This is a genomic window from Psychroserpens algicola (genome assembly GCF_014526325.1).
Lineage (GTDB): Bacteria > Bacteroidota > Bacteroidia > Flavobacteriales > Flavobacteriaceae > Psychroserpens > Psychroserpens algicola.
In genome coordinates this window covers 59,877-76,910 of the sequence record NZ_JACNMJ010000003.1, presented here as the reverse complement: position 1 = coordinate 76,910, position 17,034 = coordinate 59,877, and the positions used below count along the sequence as shown (strand labels likewise).

Genomic DNA, 17,034 nt, shown 5'->3' with positions numbered 1-17,034 from the left:
AAGCCTCATAAAAGAGGCTTAAATATTATATATGTTCGTCACTAGCTTTTAATTTTTCAGTATTTTCTGCCAGCATGAGTTCGTCTATTATTTTTTGAATATCACCATTAATGATATTTTGCAAATCGTAAAGTGTTAATCCGATTCTATGATCTGTAACACGCCCTTGCGGATAGTTATACGTTCTGATCTTAGCGCTTCGGTCTCCAGAACTCACCATAGAACCACGCTTTTCGGCATCGGCTTCATTCTTTTTTGCTAATTCCATTTCATACAATCGAGATCGTAATACTTTGAACGCTTTCTCTTTGTTTTTATGTTGCGATTTTTGATCCTGACATTGAGCTACTAATCCTGTTGGCTCATGTGTTAATCGCACAGCAGAGTAAGTTGTGTTTACCGATTGTCCTCCTGGTCCAGAAGAGCAGAAAAAATCAATACGTACATCTTTTGGATCGATTTCAATATCAAATTCTTCGGCTTCAGGAAATACCATACACGTTGCTGCACTCGTATGAACACGACCTTGAGTTTCAGTTTGTGGTACACGTTGAACGCGATGCACTCCGGCTTCAAATTTTAAAGTCCCGTAAACATCCTCTCCTGAAACTTCAAACTGAATTTCTTTAAATCCACCATTAGTTCCTTCACTATAATCTACAGTATCAACTCTCCAACCTTTACTCTCACAATACTTTGTATACATGCGATACAAATCACCAGCAAAAATACTGGCTTCGTCACCTCCAGTTCCAGCACGCAGTTCAACTACTGCATTTTTAGAATCTTCCGGATCTTTTGGTATTAATAAAAACCGAATATCATCTTCCAGTTTAGGAATCCCTTCTTTTGCTTCATCATATTGCAGCTTGGCCATTTCAACCATTTCAGGGTCGCTTCCATCAGCAATAATTTCTTCGGCTTCCTTTAAATTTTCGGTAAGTTCTATATAGGCTTCACGCTTATCCATTAACAAGCGTAAATCTTTGTATTCTTTATTAAGTTGAACGTAACGCTTTTGATCTGTAATAATATCTGGTTGAATGATCAAATCACTCACTTCATCAAAACGTTGTTTTACTATTTGTAACTTTTCTAACATCTATCTTCAAAATTGTGATTCAAAAATACGATAATTTATGGATTTATTACGGTTGAAAACTTGTTTCAATCGCTGAAAAATATTCTAGCAGGTTTTGACGTTATACGCTTATGCGAAAGCAAGTAAAATCTATACTAAACTACTACAAATCAATGGCACTCTGGTCATTTATTGTCACTCTGGGAATAACGATTATCAACCCAGAATTGATTTTAGCGCTCTCTACTAAACTATTTTTAATATTTGTTTTATGGTTTATGATAAGCGACCGAAAGGTAAGGCAGCGTTTGCGCTTTTATAGAATTAGTGGTGTTTCAAACATCAAATTCTTTGCTGTTATCTTTTTATTTGACAGCCTTTTAACCAGCGCTTTTTTATTATTAATAAAAGGGTTTATTTAGAAATCGATAACCACTCCAACACCTAATAACTGTTTCCATTGCACTCGTGCGCCAGATTCTTCGAATTCACCTTCCACTTCTGTCGGTTCTAGAATTTTAATATCATCATCATATCTCACATGCGATCCTAATGTCGCTTTGACATACTCATTAACTGTGAAATTAAACACGATTTCCCAGTCTATATCTGTGTTTCCCAAATTATTTAAATAATCGGTATAGAGGCTTAATTGATTAATCAGACTTATATTATCATAAATATCGACTTCGAGTGCATTGGTTAATAATATTCCCATTTCTGTTCTCACCCGTTCGCCTTGTTCTATCAGCACACCATTTTCATCGTAAACAGCTGGTTCAACGCCAAAAGAGCCTGCATTAGATAAGTCTTCATCTAGTACAAAAGTGGCTTTAACCGTTAGTGGTGAAAAATAGAAGGAAAATTTTTCAAGATTCTTACCATATTCGGCTCCACCTCCAAAAAACAAATAACCTGGCGCCATAAATTTTGAAATCTCATTGGTTCGGTCTGGATAACTAAAGCCATTGGTGAGTTGAGTTTTAAAATTAAATCGTCCAGAAAAATACCAGTTAGTCAATGTGTCTTTTCTAAACCCAAGTGTAGAAATCAATTCTAATTGGTCTTCAGTTTTTCTAATTTTTTGGGCTTCTTGTTTATTGATACCATACCTCAAAAGTGCAGAATTTTTCCATTTAAAATAGCTGTCTTCATACTTTAATGCTGTAGCAACATTGAGTAAAGCTGAAATGGAATTACTACCTCCTGCATTCCAATTTACAAAGGTAACTTCACTTATATCTACTCCTACTTTATTTGTTTGCAACCAGGTATATTCTGCTTGTTCTATTAGAAGGGAATCAATTTGGGCACTAGACAATTGATAGCACAGTAGGGCAACTGCAATAAAAATTTGTTTCATTTTAATAAATATCTAATATTCGAAAACGCCGTATTCACTAGAGATGGTAAGTTTTTTCTCTTCGGAAGCTTCAACACGACCTATAATTTGAGCATTCACGTTAAAAGATTTTGAAATCTCTACAATTTCATCGGCAATTTCGGGCGACACATAGAGTTCCATCCTATGTCCGCAGTTAAACACTTGATACATTTCTTTCCAATCTGTTTTAGATTGTTCCTGAATAAGTTTAAACAACGGTGGAATAGCAAACATATTATCTTTTATAATATGTAAGTTCTCTATAAAGTGAAGTATTTTGGTCTGTGCTCCTCCAGAACAATGCACCATTCCGTGCAATTTTTCCGAAGAAAATTTAGACAGTATCGCTTTTATAATTGGCGCGTAAGTTCGTGTTGGTGACAATACAAGTTTACCAGCATCTATAGGCGCATTTTCAACAGCATCAGTTAATTTAGTTTGTCCGGAATAGACCAGATCTTCAGGAACAGAAGCATCAAAACTTTCAGGGTATTTTTCAGCTAAATACTTATGAAAAACATCATGTCGCGCAGAGGTTAATCCGTTACTTCCCATGCCTCCGTTATATTCGGTTTCATAAGTTGCCTGTCCAAAACTTTCGAGGCCGACAATAACATCACCTGGTTTAATATTAGCATTATCAATCACATCACTGCGTTTCATACGAGCCGTCACGGTAGAATCGACAATTATAGTTCGAACCAAATCACCAACGTCGGCAGTCTCTCCTCCTGTAGAATGAATAGTGACACCAAAAGCTTTCAAGTCTTTGATTAGGGCTTCGGTACCGTTTATTATTGCTGAAATGACCTCTCCCGGAATCAGATTTTTATTACGCCCTATAGTAGATGATAGCATAATATTATCTGTTGCTCCAACACAAAGCAAATCGTCAATATTCATGATAAGTGCATCTTGAGCAATACCTTTCCATACAGAAACATCTCCAGTTTCCTTCCAGTACATGTAGGCCAGAGAACTTTTTGTTCCGGCACCATCGGCATGCATAATCAGACAATAATCGTCGTCATTTGTTAAATAATCTGGAACAATTTTACAAAATGCCTTAGGAAATAAACCTTTATCTATATGTTTAATAGCATTATGCACATCTTCTTTTGAAGCAGAAACACCTCGTTGCGCATAACGTTTACTTATATCTTGACTCATGTGTTTGGTTTGAGCCACAAAAATAAGAATTGTTAATTACAATTTAAGCCTATTTCTATCATCAGTTATTGAATTTGATTCAATTTCTGTAGAATGGTCTTTCAATATTTTCGCTTTCTTTTCAGCTCCACCAAAATAAAAATTTAAACCAAAAGCTATTCTAAAATAGGTATCATCTGACGCTCCTGCTTCTAAACCATCAAGTGTATCACTAGACACATAATTATAATCTGTATATAATTTTAGCCCTAACTTGTTTGAAGCCACATATTCTAATCCGATTCCGCCCTGAACTTTAGAAGCCGACTGTTTGAAATGATTAGAAGCATTATATCCTACTCCTGCAAACATATAAGGAGAGAATCGTTCATGAGGAATCATGAGTAGTTCTACATTAAAATCGAAAGACATAAAACCTTCATTGTATGTATCAATAAAAGCCAAATTGAACTTATGATATCCAATATCTAAAGCTAAATGTGGAGTCAGATGCCTTTTGTAACCAAAGTGAGAGTATATTTCAAACATTGGATCTGGAAAATCTCCATTAATAACAGAAGTTCCTAATGCAACATCAAAAGCATTAGTTCCTCTAAGGTCATAAAATTTGGTCTTGGGCTCTGGAATATTTACTAGGTCTTGAGCATAAGATTGGAAACCAATCAAACTTAAGGTACATACCAGTAAAATAAAACGAATTTGTTGCGCTATCATCAAATCTTGTTTTGGTTAAACTTTACCAATAACATATAAGATTTAGATTCAAAAAGACTTGGATTATACCAACTTAAATTGGTATTAAAGGCTGGGCAATATAAAAAATTAATTATCAATGGCTTACGTTTTCATTAAAATAAACGATAAACCAAAAAAAAAAAAGACAAATGATTTTATTTAAAATTCACTTGTCTTTCTTGTGGCAAAGGTCAACAATGCCAACTCATTTTTGTAAGCATCAAAACCTTTTACGATTCTGCTTGAAATCTCGCTTCAGTCTTTACAACGTTGTCCTGAGTTAGGTCATCTTGTACGTCGTTAGAATCGTCCTGAGAAAACAACAAGGTAGCAAACATAAGCGCTGCTACACTTAGTAGTAACTTTTTCATTTTTACAAAAAATTGATTAATAGCACTACAAACTTAACCAATTATGTTAGTGTTTTTGTAGCTTTAACTATATTTTCGATTAGTTGATATAATTATGCGTTGAAATACATTATTAGCTCATTATAAGTACGTAAGACTACGTACTTATTAACATTTACACAGACTCTTAAGCAACAAAAAAAGCCTCAAAAACTGAGGCTTCTATATGGATATAAACAAAAATTGTTAATAATAGCCTATGGTATTAGATTTAATAATTGAAGGCTCATTTTTAGACAATTTTTTCTTAGATTTTACTGCTTTTGAATAGTTTCTATTTCCGAAGTAAAACAAAATGCCTATACTCCCATTAAAATATAATTGATCGGCTTCCTGAAGCAACATCGATCCCTTTTGTTCGTCATAAATATAATTAGCCTCTAAAGCTCCATACACAGCAAAATTATTTGTTATCAAATGCTCTAGTCCAAATCCGCCTTGAACTTTATAATTTTTATCATTAAAGTCATTTGAAAGGAGTATTCCAGGTCCGACAAAAATAAATGGTGAAAATTTATCATTAGAAAGTATCAACCATTCGACATTTAAATCTCCTGATAAAAATCCCTGTTCTTCAAAATCATAGTTTTTAATATCAAACTTTTTGATATTTCCACTTATGGCAAATTTAGGTGCTATAAAGCGCTTGAGTTGCAACTCTAAAAAATTCTCAAAATCTGAATCGTTAAAATCACCATTTAGTAAGGCGCTTCCGATACTAATAGAAATTGCATTTTTAGAACGTAACGTTGTCACCGATAAAGAATCTTCAGGTGGTTTTTCTCCAATTTCCAATAAACCCTGAGCAAAAGAGTTTACAGAAAGAAAAAGAAAAACAATCATTAACAAACATTTAATTGTAGTAGCTTTAGTCATAATCACATTGTTTTGCTTGAATGTTATAAGCATTCAATCATTAATTTAGGGTTATAAATACAATGGACTATTAATCAAGAAACAATTGTCGTCATTAGCTTTGGCAAAGGTTGAGGGTTTAATAAGCCAAAAACAATTGTTGCTCAAATAACTATAATTATTTAATGTTTGTTATTATAAACTCGACTACGCGCTTAGAATACTAGTTAAAGTGTTTACTTTTTAATCTCTAGATCTCGTTTTACTTAGTAAATAGTAATTCTCTATATTTTGTAAGAGGCCAAAGTTCGTCATCTACAAGTAATTCTAATTTATCACAGTGGTATCTGATATCATCAAAAAGCGGCTTAACTTTATTACAATAAACACTAGCTTTTTTCTCAAGACTCTCAATAGCATTGGCATTTTTACGTTCTGCTGTCATTTTAGTCACATTAGAGTTGATACCTTCTATATGATTTGATATTTCTTCTATGAGATTAAGCTGCTCTTTAGCCAGGTTTTTGAACGATGTTCCATAAATTTCTTTAAGTCCTTTGACATTATCAATTAATATATTTTGATAACGAACAGCTGTAGGCACAACATGATTTCTTGCAATATCACCAAGAACACGACCTTCAATTTGAATTCTTAATACGTATTCTTCCATTTCAATTTCATAACGCGCTTCAGATTCAACTTTATTCATGACTCCTAGATCGTCAAACATTTTGATAGCTTGTTTAGATACTTTGGCTTTCAAAGCTTCTGGCGTTGTCTTGTTATTACTTAATCCGCGTTTTTTAGCCTCTTTTTCCCAAGCTTCACCATATCCATTTCCTTCAAAAAGGATAGGTTTAGATGTCTTAATATATTCTCTTAGTACATTAAATATAGCATCGTCTTTTTTCATATCCTTTTTAGAAATTAAAGCCTCTACTTCATTTCTAAAATCGATGAGTTGCTTTGCCACTATAGCATTTAAAATGGTCATCGGGTTGGCACAATTTGCAGTAGAACCTACAGCTCTAAACTCAAACTTGTTTCCTGTAAATGCGAATGGAGACGTTCTATTTCTGTCGGTATTATCAAGAAGAACATCAGGAATTTTACCAACAACATTTAACTTTAAATCTGTTTTTTCCTGAGGTGATAATTTTCCGTTAGTGACGTTTTCAAGTTCATCTAATACTTTAGTTAACTGTTCACCAATAAATACTGAAATTATAGCAGGTGGTGCTTCATTTGCTCCCAAACGATGATCATTACTAGCAGAAGCAATAGCAGCTCTTAACAATTCTTCATTATCATAAACCGCTTTAATCGTATTAATAAAAAAGGTTAAAAACTGAAGGTTGCTCATCGGTGTTTTTCCCGGACTCAGTAGATTCACACCTGTATTTGTACTTAAACTCCAGTTATTGTGTTTTCCAGACCCATTAACTCCTGCAAATGGTTTTTCATGAAATAGCACTTTAAAATTATGGCGTTCTGCTATTTTATCCATGACATCCATTAACAATGAATTATGATCCACAGCCAGGTTAGCTTCTTCAAAAATTGGAGCCAATTCAAACTGATTAGGCGCTACTTCATTATGCCTTGTTTTTACTGGAATACCTAACAACATGCACTCCGTTTCTAAATCGCGCATGTAAGCCATTGCCCTGTTAGGTATTGTACCAAAATAATGATCATCTAATTGTTGACCTTTAGCAGGCGAATGGCCTAAAAGTGTACGTCCTGTCAATACAATATCTGGTCGTGACATAGCCAGACCGTTATCTATTAAAAAGTATTCCTGCTCCCAACCAAGTGAAGCATTTACTTTTTTTACATTTTTATCAAAATATTTACAAACGGCTACTGCCGCTGAATCAACAGCTTGAAGTGCACGTAATAATGGTGTTTTATAATCGAGAGCTTCTCCAGTATAAGCCACAAAAACAGTTGGAATACATAAAGTGGTTCCAAAAATAAAAGCTGGAGATGTTGGATCCCAAGCTGTATAACCACGAGCTTCAAATGTATTTCTAATTCCTCCGTTAGGAAAACTTGACGCGTCTGGTTCTTGCTGAACGAGTTGTCCGCCGCCAAACTTTTCAATTGCCAAACCATTTCCTATCGTTTCAAAAAAAGCATCATGCTTTTCAGCAGTTGCTCCTGTTAAAGGCTGAAACCAATGTGTATAATGAGTTGCACCTTTAGAGATAGCCCATTCTTTCATTCCTGTAGAGATATGATCCGCAACAATTCTATCAATTTTAGAACCTTTACCAACGGCATCCATAACACTTTCATAAGCTTCTTTTGTTAGGTATTGACGCATTGTAGATTCGTTAAACACATTTGACCCAAACAATTCTGAACGTCTTATATTTTCTTCGACACGAACCGGTTTATGGTTGAACACTTCTTTTAAAGCATGAAATCTTAAAGTTGACATATTGTTAATTTAATATTTTTATGATGCAAATTTAAACAATAATTAAATATTCATCGATTTAACCCCTAAAAAATTAGGGTATAAATAATTGTTAATAACATTTAACTTAAAACACCCCTCTTTTTTTTGACTAAACCATAAAAATTGCAATATTTGCTCTTTAAATTTTTAAATTAAACACAACATGAGCAAATCAAAGTTAGAATACATTTGGTTAGATGGTTACAAACCAACGCAAAACATGAGAAGTAAAACTAAAGTTGAAGAAGACTTTAGTGGTAAATTAGAAGATTGTCCTATTTGGTCTTTTGATGGAAGTTCAACAAGACAAGCAGAAGGAGGTTCTTCAGACTGCTTATTAAAACCTGTGGCTATTTATCCAGATCCTGCTAGAAAGAATGGCTATTTAGTAATGACTGAAGTTCTTAATGCAGATGGCACACCTCACGAATCTAACGGGAGAGCAACTATTGAAGATGAAGATAATGACTTCTGGTTCGGTTTTGAGCAAGAGTATTTTATCATGGACACAAAAACACAATTACCTTTAGGTTTCCCAATAGGTGGATATCCTGCTCCTCAAGGTATGTATTACTGCTCTGTTGGTGGAAAAAATACACACGGAAGAGATTTAGTTGAAGAGCATGCTGATTTATGTATTGCTGCCGGATTGAATTTTGAAGGTATCAATCAGGAAGTGGCTTCAGGACAATGGGAGTTCCAATTATTTGCAAAAGGCGCAAAGAAAGCTGGAGATGAAATTTGGGTAGCACGTTATTTGTTAGACCGTTTAACAGAACAATACGGTTATTATATTGAATACCACCCAAAACCATTAGGAAAAGATATGGATTGGAATGGTTCTGGAATGCATGCCAATTTCTCTAATACAACATTGAGAACTTGTGGCAGCAAAGAAACTTATGAAAAAATATGTGAAGCTTTCAGACCTGTTGTAAAAGAACACATCGAAGTATATGGTGAGTTTAACGACCAACGTTTAACTGGCTTACATGAAACAGCTTCAATTAACGATTTTAGTTATGGTGTTTCTGATAGAGGCGCATCAATTCGTATTCCAATTATTACGGTTGAGAAAGGATGGAAAGGATGGTTAGAAGATCGTCGTCCAGCTTCAAATGGTGACCCATACAAAATTGCAGGTCGCATCATCAAGACTGTGAAATCTGCAGATATTAGCTAGATTATTAAAAACTTTTGTTCATAAAAGCGTCTTCTAAATTTTTAGAAGGCGTTTTTTTTATGCCTGAGATTTAAACGCCATAAAAATAAACGCTCCATAAGCAACTACCAACAGCAAACCTTTATATCTGGATATCTGAAATTTCTTTGGGATTATTATTAAGGGAATTAAAACTGCAGCAAAAGCCAACATCCAAAAGATATCACGATTTAAAATTGCACTATCCGTTACAGGAATCGTTTTTATTATAGAGGTAAGCCCCAAAACCGAACCAATATTAAATATATTGGAGCCAATTAAATTTCCGAGAGATAATGCTTTTTCCTTTTTTACAGCTGCAATTACCGAAGCTGCCAACTCAGGAACACTTGTACCTATGGCAATAACTGTAGCGGCAATTACAGCATCACTGACACCTAATGCGGCAGCTAAATCTTTTGCGCCATCCACTAACCATTCTGAACCAAAATACAATGCAAGAGCTCCAATAAGCAACCATAAAACAATTTTGAAATTGGATACTACAGCAAGACTATCATCAACATCTTCGATTACTTTATCCTTTTTTGCTGATTTAATAAGCACAATTAAAAAGATAATTAATGCACCAAACAGAACCGCTCCTTCTAGAGGTATTAATTGGTTGTCATTATATAGAAAATAATACAACGCTATTGAAAACAGCATCATAACGGGCCAGTTGAGCTTATAAAATGACTTATCTACAGCAATAGAACTTACCAATGCTGTAATTCCTAAGACTAATCCAATATTAGCAATATTAGAACCAATCACATTGTTTATCGCAATCGCTGGAGACCCTGTTAAGGCAGCATTTAAACTAACCAATAATTCTGGAGCAGATGTTGCAAAACTTACAACCGTCATACCAATAACCATTTTAGATATGTTTAATTTAAACGATAAAGCTACAGAAGATCGAACCAAAAACTCACCTCCTATTACCAACAGTATTAATCCCAAGATTATCCAGACTAGACTCATAAACATTAAATTTTTGCGAAGATACTATAATTTGAATACTGTAAAATAATTTAAAGCACTCCTTCTTTCTAATTCTGAAAACTTAATTTTTAGTTAAATAACTAATTATATAGTTGTATAACTACAAAAATAGTTATAGATTTGTTTAGACAATCTCAAAGCACAAAAAACAATGCTAAAACTCACCAATAAAGAAGAAGAAGTCATGCATATCTTATGGAAGCTTGAAAAAGCTTTTGTTAAAGATGTACTTGCCGAAATTAAAGATGACAAACCTCACTACAATACATTGTCAACTATAATTAGACATTTAGAAGAAAAAGGATATGTGAGTTATAATGCTTATGGAAAAACACATCAATACTACCCTATTATAAGTAAAGAAGCCTATAAAACGCGGTTTATGAATACAGCTATTGAAAACTACTTTAATAACTCTTATAAAAATGTGGTTTCTTTTTTTGCTAAAGAAGAAAAAATTAGTGTTGATGAACTCAAGGAGATAATTGCTTTAATTGAAAAAAAGAATTAATTATGGACTATTTGTTAAAATCATCAGCTGTAATCGTTATTTTTTATCTGTGCTATCAGTTGTTTTTACAGCGTGACACTTTTTTTCAAGCCAATCGCTGGTTCTTTATTTCAGGATTGCTATTTGCCTTTATTATTCCGGCAATAGTTATCCCAAATTATATTGAATACACACCTATTACATCAAATTTCGAATACAGTTACAACACTGAAAATCTACTTCTCACACCTACAATTGACGAAGCAGAACCTTTTAATTACCTAAAACTAGCTGTATGGCTTTATTTTGCTGGCATTTTATTTTTCTCTGGCAAATTGATTTTGGAATTCCTATCACTTAGAAAGGTATTAAAGAAGAGCAAAACAACTTTAGAATCGCCTTATAAACTTATGGAAACCACCGAACCTGTTTCGCCTTTTTCATTCTTTAATCGTATTGTTTACAATCCGGCTCAGTTTCAAAAACAAGAACTAACTCATATTATTAATCATGAAAAAGTACATATAAGAGAATGGCATTCTATTGACATTTTAATAGTGCAACTTTCGTGTGTTTTATTTTGGTTTAATCCATTTATCTGGCTTTACAAAAAAGCATTACAACAAAATTTAGAATTTATAGCTGATCAAAAAGCGCAACACATATCTAAATGTGGCAAAAGCTATCAAACAGTTTTATTAAAGGCTAGCGTTAAAAACCATCAATTAGCCTTCACAAATCAATTTTATACATCATTAATCAAAAAACGAATCGTTATGTTACACAAATCAAAATCTAACAAACTACATCAATTAAAGTTCATCATAGTATTACCTGTTATTGCTTTGTTTATGATGAGTTTTAGCATCAAGGAAATTTATATCGAATCCCCTTCCGAAACATCAAAAACTACTGAGACTTCTACTTCGGAAAAAGGAATTACAGAAGTCACAATTACTAAAGATACTACTGATGACGAGTTGAAAGCCATTCAGGAACAACTTGCTGATGAAGGCATCACATTTACATATAAAAATGTAAAACGCAATAGCGATGGTCAAATCACCAGCATTAAAACTGATTTTAAAGGTGATGGTCAATCTGCTAATTATAATATTAATGGAGACAAAGGCATTGAAGCATTTCACTTTAAACGTGATGGTGAAACTTTTAGTGTAGGCTCAATAAAAAAACACAAAAACACTTTTACCTACGAAACCAAAGATGGTAGCACAAAAGTTCAAGGCACAGGAGCTAATGTATATGTGTTTGAAGAGGACGACGAGGAAGAAGATATCAAATCTGATAATAATAAAAAGGAAGACAAGATTGTTATTTATAAAAATGCACCAAAAACTAAGGTGATAACTAAGAGCAGTAGTGATTCAAATATCTTTATTACAGCATCAGAAGAACCTCTATTCGTTGTAGACGGAAAAGTGGTTAAAAAATCATTGTTTGAGGACATTGATTCTGATGAAATTCAGTCTATTGATGTATTAAAAGGTAAAACAGCCTTAGAATATTTTGGAGACAAAGGAAAAAATGGCGTCATCGTTATGACTAAAAAAGGCTCTAATAGCCTTTTTATGAATAATGATGGTGATTCAGAAGTTGAGTTCAGGTACAGAAACAAAGACGCAAAGCAACCACTTATTATCATAAACGGCAAAGAAGCATCCGAAAAACAATTAAGAACACTTGATTCTAACTACATTATGAGCGTTGAGGTTTTAAAAGACGATAATGCGGTAAAAGCTTATGGTGAAAAAGGGCAGAATGGCGTAATTGTTATAAACTCTAAAGCTGGTGATAAATCTAAAATATTTACAAGCAAAAACAAGCCTATTCTGGTTGAAAGAGAAGACAACAGTCCTTGGACTGTAGAAGTTAGTGAGATTGAGTATATCGATGATGATGAAGATATTAAAGTAATAGAATTTGTATTGACCAAAGACGCATCAGATGCGTTTTTAGATCGTCAAAAAAATGCACTTAAAACACACGGCATCGACGCAAAATTCAGCAAAATTAGACGCAATAAAGCTGGTGAAATCACTAGCATTAAAATTACATTAGACGATAATCAAGGTAGAAAATCTAGTTCAAGCTGGAAAGAGAAAGAAAAAGCGATTCCAAATATCGTCATGGGAAAATCTAATAATGATAAATTATTTATTAGAGCAATTGGTCATTAATAATCAACAAACTCCAAAAAAAAGCGTCCTGATACATTTCAGGACGCTCTTTTAATTTAGAACACATTGTTTAATTAACGATTATTTTTTTAACTGTTGATTGTTGTTCAGACGTAATTTGAAACAAATACAACCCTTTCGCTAGATGAAGTTGTACATCAGAACTTGCTGAATTCACCTCAAACGATTGTATCAATTTGCCTTCAACAGAAAAAACGTCTACTACAGCTTCATTTTGTAATCCCTTGATAGACACACTTCCATTGGTAGGATTAGGATGCACCTGAATAGCATTTGCATCAAACTCTGCAATACTTAATTCTTGATCCCAGGCATTACCTACATCGGTTCCCCAAATATATTCTACCAAATCGGGTTGATCAATAAACGGATTTCTATTAAACTGCCATGTGTACACCACATTATTACGATTCATTTCATAATCGTCTGGCGGATCATTTCTATGCCAATCCAGTAAGGTTGCCAAATCTCCTAATTCTCCTGGACCATTTTCAGGATACCCATTAACAACTGCTAAGCCATTGTATCTTATTTCCATATACAGGACACTTCGCGCCACATCACCTCGGAAACTTTCTCCCAGTCGCAACGGGTCTTCCATTGACGCCATAGAACCATCATAGCCGCCTAAAGCCGGATCTCCGTAATGTTTATTGTTTCGTGTACTATTTTCTGGTCCGTCAGCAGCTCTAAGTGCGTGCGCATCAGAGTTTCCATGACGTAATGAATCGGCTTTTGTTGTCCAGAACACGTCTCTCCCATCGGCTACTTCATCGTCTTCAATATCAAAAAATCCGCCACGTGATCTTGGATAAGTATGTTCTCTATTCCATTTTCCGTTGTTATTAGAACCTGTTTGTAAATCTAATTTTGCACGACCTTGTTCGGTATAAAGCAACCAGACCTGATTACTATTTAAAGGGTTTTGATCGGCTTCAACCAGAATATCTAAAACATCGGCATAGGTTTGAGCTCTTACTACATTTGGGTTGGCAATAATATCCTGTAAAGCCTGACGCAAATCATCGTCTGCCAATCCATCTAATGAATTATAATAGCCTGATGGCTGTGTACTGGTTACATTTCCGAAGGTAGGATTTAATGGCGTTCCAAAATTTGCCATAGTAAAATCGTTATCCACTATACGAATTTGCAAATTGTTATTTAGCGCTAGGTATGCAGCAGGCAGGCTTTCAAAACGTATTCTGGTGACTTCATCTCCTTCATCATCACTGTCATCTACCAAAGTAATTGTAGTAGATGTTGTTGTTTGATTTATAGGAATTGTTAGTGACGTATTTCCAGTAAAATCTGAGGTATTAAATCCGAAATTATCTAATAAGATATTGAAGTTCAAATTTTCAGTTACAGGAGTTTCTGAAGTAAAGGTAATTTCAAAACTCTCATCTTCATCGTACTGAGATTGAGCAATACCTATGCTGATTCCGTTAAGCACAATTCCGCTACCATCATTTAATTGTCGAGGTGTAGGCGTAGTAGATGTATAAGTAACATTATCATCCATATCTACAAAACGCTGAATTGAATTGGTATTATTACCCGAGCCTTCGTTTATTTGCTGAATTGTGGCAAAACGCGGATCCTGACTAAAAATAGCAATCATATCGGTATCATCGGCATCTGTAGTATCGTAAAGCAACACATCGATTAAATTATCTATGGTTGCGACAGTTCCTTCAGGGAAGTCGGTATCATCGGCCTGATAAATAGCAACGGCATCTGCGCCATTTTGAATTACATTTTCAGAAATGAGAAATTGTGGTACAGGACTCACCGAGTTACTACCAATAAGTAATAGGCCATTGACATCGGTTTGATAACCATCTAAATCTACTGTAAAGTAACTGGAGTTCATTCCAGATTCTGAGCCGTTAAAAAAAACGACGACATAACCATCTAGTGGAAAATTTGGTGTATCACTTAAAAGTTCTAGGAATTCCATATTATCAACTCCAGGTGTGTCACAATCTAATTCGTTGATCACAACCTGTGCAAAACTAAGTTGCATAAAACATATGGACATGAAATAAAGTAGCGGTCTTTTCATTTTATGTTTTTTACAAATGTAAACATAACATTGTCCTATTCGGAATTATAAGCTTATTAAATCATGAACTTTAACAGAAATTCTTTTGTTTTTTTGAATTACCTGACAAGCCTATTTTTTTAAAAACCAAAATCTCAAAAAGATGAAATCACCAAAATTTGGTTGTTTTTTAATGAAAAGCCCCTTGCTTGAAAAAAAATACCACAAAAACCTCCTTGAATAGTTATAAAATGAAATAATAATTAGTATTTATTATTACATATTAAAACTTCAATGAAGCAGGTCACATATTTATCGAAACATATTTCATCTTTTTAGTTATAATATTATATTCAATTTCACAGATTTAGCTACAAGTATTTGGAAACTAGATTTCTAAAATTATATATTGAAAACTCAATCAAAAAAATGAGTTAAATATTAACCTAAAACCAAAACATTATGATGACACTTGCAAAACTTTTAATCGATATCATTTTCTCGATTAGCTAAACCAAACCATGATTGTAAAACTTAGTCTAGAATAAGTTTTACTTCATTTTTAAACAAAAGTTATTTACGTTAAAAATGCTTAATTTTACACTAAGGTAATAGTCTACAATCCTTTGGTGTATGAAACAGAATTTCTTTAAGGCATTAGCCAAACTAAACAAACTTCTCTTACCTAGCTTTTCCAAACAGCAGTTAGACCTTAGCAAAGCCACAAAACTTCAATTAGCCATAATTGGCTGGCGAGTTTATGTTACAAAGCGTGCTTTGGGATAAGTTTAATTTTCTATTCACTATGATAAAAAAAATATTTTCAAAAACATTTTTAAAAGAGAATGAAATCTATTTTACGACTCTGGCAACAGTTTTTCTTTCGATGATGGCAATAATTTTATCTATAAATTCATATTATCAAACCAAAAGACAAGTAACTATCGACTTAGCAGATAAGCTACCAAATTTTAATGTTTACAGTGAAACTAGAATTGATTCTACTACTGGAGACATACTTAACACAGATATAATAATTGAAAAAATAGATGGTATTGCTAAAAACATGAACGCTGAGATTGTCAGCATTCTCGAAACATCAGTGGATACAATTATTGATGTTTTTATAAATGGAACAAAAATTAATAAAACTGAATATGAAAACTCCAAATATGAAAATAAAATATTTCATAGATATAATGAGTTTAGTCAATACGATAAGCATAATGATAGAATAGTAATTTCTCATTCTGACGATAGCTTTGAAAATCAAGCAAAAACCTGTTATAATTTGATGATAAAAAGGTTTGAACGAAACCGGCTAAAATTAAACTACAAAAGATATGAATTAGTAAAAGTGAATTATGTTAACTTCTTAAATGAAGAAACTACTAATTATTATTTGATAGAATCAAATTTTAAAAAAAATTATAATACACGTAAACTAAAAATAGTACAAGAATCTAAAAATTATTCAAAAACAGAGACTGAAAAGGTTTTTAGAAAGGTTGAAAAAGAAAAATATAACATTGTATCTCCATGCATAGGTTCTATAACAGCTTTTGAAATACTAGATTATAACATAAGAATTGAAAGGTTCTAAATATCGTGCATATAAAACAAAAAATCAGAATATTAAATTCAAATAAGCTTTATTTAATGTTCGTTTTTTATTTCTCTATAGCTAAGTTAGCTTTTCTCATTCAGATAAAGCTCAACTTTGAAAATAATTAAAAAATAAAAACTGATGGAATTTACTACAAATCGCTCCTTTCAGGATTGCTACGCATCCTTAAAACTCCGATTTGAAAATAGTTTCAACAAAAAAACGCTCAAGCAAGCTTGGCGTTTTTTCTTTTGAAACTATTTATTCGTGACCTCGACAGGATGTCAAATACATTTATTCTATTTATCTTTATTTTATCCAACTTTATTCCTTAACCTTTATAAAATCATTGAATATT

15 protein-coding genes are annotated in these 17,034 nt (G+C 33.2%); 6 read left to right on the top strand and 9 right to left on the bottom strand.

The window, feature by feature from the left end:
- Window positions 1–25: 25 nt before the first annotated feature.
- Window positions 26–1,102, bottom strand: coding sequence for a peptide chain release factor 1 (gene prfA, locus H7350_RS08945; RefSeq protein ID WP_204345566.1), 1,077 nt, complete (start codon window positions 1,100–1,102; stop codon window positions 26–28).
- A gap of 110 nt (window positions 1,103–1,212) precedes the next feature.
- On the opposite strand from prfA, the gene H7350_RS08940 reads away from it, so the two are divergent.
- Window positions 1,213–1,503 carry a hypothetical protein gene (locus H7350_RS08940; protein ID WP_204345565.1) on the top strand — a complete coding sequence of 97 codons (291 nt, stop codon included), beginning with the start codon at window positions 1,213–1,215 and terminating at the stop codon, window positions 1,501–1,503.
- On the opposite strand, the gene H7350_RS08935 is transcribed toward H7350_RS08940, so the two are convergent.
- From H7350_RS08935 to H7350_RS08910, 6 genes are all read right to left on the bottom strand, one after another.
- Entirely contained in the window at window positions 1,500–2,444 is a 945-nt protein-coding gene (locus tag H7350_RS08935) for a DUF3078 domain-containing protein (protein WP_204345564.1), read from the bottom strand. The genes H7350_RS08940 and H7350_RS08935 overlap by 4 nt on opposite strands.
- A 12-nt stretch (window positions 2,445–2,456) precedes the next feature.
- Window positions 2,457–3,635, bottom strand: a complete 1,179-nt coding sequence (locus H7350_RS08930; protein WP_204345563.1) for an AIR synthase related protein — start codon at window positions 3,633–3,635, stop codon at window positions 2,457–2,459.
- Window positions 3,636–3,671: 36 nt separating this feature from the next.
- The gene (locus H7350_RS08925; protein ID WP_235989309.1) at window positions 3,672–4,349 is read right to left on the bottom strand and encodes a porin family protein; all 678 of its coding nucleotides are present in this window, start codon (window positions 4,347–4,349) and stop codon (window positions 3,672–3,674) included.
- Between the two features lie 251 nt (window positions 4,350–4,600).
- A complete protein-coding gene (locus H7350_RS08920) occupies window positions 4,601–4,741 on the bottom strand; it encodes a hypothetical protein (protein ID WP_204345562.1) in 141 nt (46 codons plus the stop codon).
- 225 nt (window positions 4,742–4,966) lie between these two features.
- Window positions 4,967–5,656 (bottom strand): hypothetical protein, encoded by a 690-nt coding sequence (locus H7350_RS08915; protein WP_204345561.1) that lies wholly within the window; start codon window positions 5,654–5,656, stop codon window positions 4,967–4,969.
- A gap of 241 nt (window positions 5,657–5,897) precedes the next feature.
- Window positions 5,898–8,084 carry a glutamine synthetase III family protein gene (locus tag H7350_RS08910; RefSeq protein WP_204345560.1) on the bottom strand — a complete coding sequence of 729 codons (2,187 nt, stop codon included), beginning with the start codon at window positions 8,082–8,084 and terminating at the stop codon, window positions 5,898–5,900.
- 184 nt (window positions 8,085–8,268) lie between these two features.
- On the opposite strand from H7350_RS08910, the gene H7350_RS08905 reads away from it, so the two are divergent.
- Complete coding sequence (locus tag H7350_RS08905) at window positions 8,269–9,288, top strand: glutamine synthetase beta-grasp domain-containing protein (RefSeq protein ID WP_204345559.1); 1,020 nt, start codon at window positions 8,269–8,271, stop codon at window positions 9,286–9,288.
- A 57-nt stretch (window positions 9,289–9,345) separates the two neighbouring features.
- On the opposite strand, the gene H7350_RS08900 is transcribed toward H7350_RS08905, so the two are convergent.
- A complete protein-coding gene (locus H7350_RS08900) occupies window positions 9,346–10,293 on the bottom strand; it encodes a calcium/sodium antiporter (RefSeq protein ID WP_204345558.1) in 948 nt (315 codons plus the stop codon).
- 172 nt (window positions 10,294–10,465) lie between these two features.
- Between H7350_RS08900 and H7350_RS08895 the strand changes: the two genes are divergently transcribed.
- The gene (locus tag H7350_RS08895; protein WP_204345557.1) at window positions 10,466–10,825 is read left to right on the top strand and encodes a BlaI/MecI/CopY family transcriptional regulator; all 360 of its coding nucleotides are present in this window, start codon (window positions 10,466–10,468) and stop codon (window positions 10,823–10,825) included.
- Between the two features lie 2 nt (window positions 10,826–10,827).
- A complete protein-coding gene (locus H7350_RS08890) occupies window positions 10,828–13,002 on the top strand; it encodes a M56 family metallopeptidase (protein ID WP_204345556.1) in 2,175 nt (724 codons plus the stop codon).
- A gap of 70 nt (window positions 13,003–13,072) precedes the next feature.
- Here the strand turns inward: H7350_RS08890 and H7350_RS08885 are convergent, their stop codons facing one another.
- The gene (locus tag H7350_RS08885) at window positions 13,073–15,091 is read right to left on the bottom strand and encodes an endonuclease (protein WP_204345555.1); all 2,019 of its coding nucleotides are present in this window, start codon (window positions 15,089–15,091) and stop codon (window positions 13,073–13,075) included.
- A 612-nt stretch (window positions 15,092–15,703) separates the two neighbouring features.
- Here H7350_RS08885 and H7350_RS08880 point away from each other — a divergent pair.
- Together H7350_RS08880 and H7350_RS08875 are read left to right on the top strand one after the other, a co-directional pair.
- Window positions 15,704–15,856, top strand: a complete 153-nt coding sequence (locus H7350_RS08880) for an SsrA-binding protein (RefSeq protein ID WP_204345554.1) — start codon at window positions 15,704–15,706, stop codon at window positions 15,854–15,856.
- Between the two features lie 19 nt (window positions 15,857–15,875).
- The gene (locus tag H7350_RS08875) at window positions 15,876–16,673 is read left to right on the top strand and encodes a hypothetical protein (protein ID WP_204345553.1); all 798 of its coding nucleotides are present in this window, start codon (window positions 15,876–15,878) and stop codon (window positions 16,671–16,673) included.
- The last annotated feature ends 361 nt before the right edge of the window (window positions 16,674–17,034 follow it).

Bases quoted from the DNA above. Each gene is read 5' to 3' on its own strand.
- prfA (WP_204345566.1), bottom strand. From the start codon at position 1,102: ATGTTAGAAAAGTTACAAATAGTAAAACAACGTTTTGATGAAGTGAGT.
- H7350_RS08940 (WP_204345565.1), top strand. From the start codon at position 1,213: ATGCGAAAGCAAGTAAAATCTATACTAAACTACTACAAATCAATGGCA.
- H7350_RS08935 (WP_204345564.1), bottom strand. From the start codon at position 2,444: ATGAAACAAATTTTTATTGCAGTTGCCCTACTGTGCTATCAATTGTCT.
- H7350_RS08930 (WP_204345563.1), bottom strand. From the start codon at position 3,635: ATGAGTCAAGATATAAGTAAACGTTATGCGCAACGAGGTGTTTCTGCT.
- H7350_RS08925 (WP_235989309.1), bottom strand. From the start codon at position 4,349: ATGATAGCGCAACAAATTCGTTTTATTTTACTGGTATGTACCTTAAGT.
- H7350_RS08920 (WP_204345562.1), bottom strand. From the start codon at position 4,741: ATGAAAAAGTTACTACTAAGTGTAGCAGCGCTTATGTTTGCTACCTTG.
- H7350_RS08915 (WP_204345561.1), bottom strand. From the start codon at position 5,656: ATGACTAAAGCTACTACAATTAAATGTTTGTTAATGATTGTTTTTCTT.
- H7350_RS08910 (WP_204345560.1), bottom strand. From the start codon at position 8,084: ATGTCAACTTTAAGATTTCATGCTTTAAAAGAAGTGTTCAACCATAAA.
- H7350_RS08905 (WP_204345559.1), top strand. From the start codon at position 8,269: ATGAGCAAATCAAAGTTAGAATACATTTGGTTAGATGGTTACAAACCA.
- H7350_RS08900 (WP_204345558.1), bottom strand. From the start codon at position 10,293: ATGAGTCTAGTCTGGATAATCTTGGGATTAATACTGTTGGTAATAGGA.
- H7350_RS08895 (WP_204345557.1), top strand. From the start codon at position 10,466: ATGCTAAAACTCACCAATAAAGAAGAAGAAGTCATGCATATCTTATGG.
- H7350_RS08890 (WP_204345556.1), top strand. From the start codon at position 10,828: ATGGACTATTTGTTAAAATCATCAGCTGTAATCGTTATTTTTTATCTG.
- H7350_RS08885 (WP_204345555.1), bottom strand. From the start codon at position 15,091: ATGAAAAGACCGCTACTTTATTTCATGTCCATATGTTTTATGCAACTT.
- H7350_RS08880 (WP_204345554.1), top strand. From the start codon at position 15,704: ATGAAACAGAATTTCTTTAAGGCATTAGCCAAACTAAACAAACTTCTC.
- H7350_RS08875 (WP_204345553.1), top strand. From the start codon at position 15,876: ATGATAAAAAAAATATTTTCAAAAACATTTTTAAAAGAGAATGAAATC.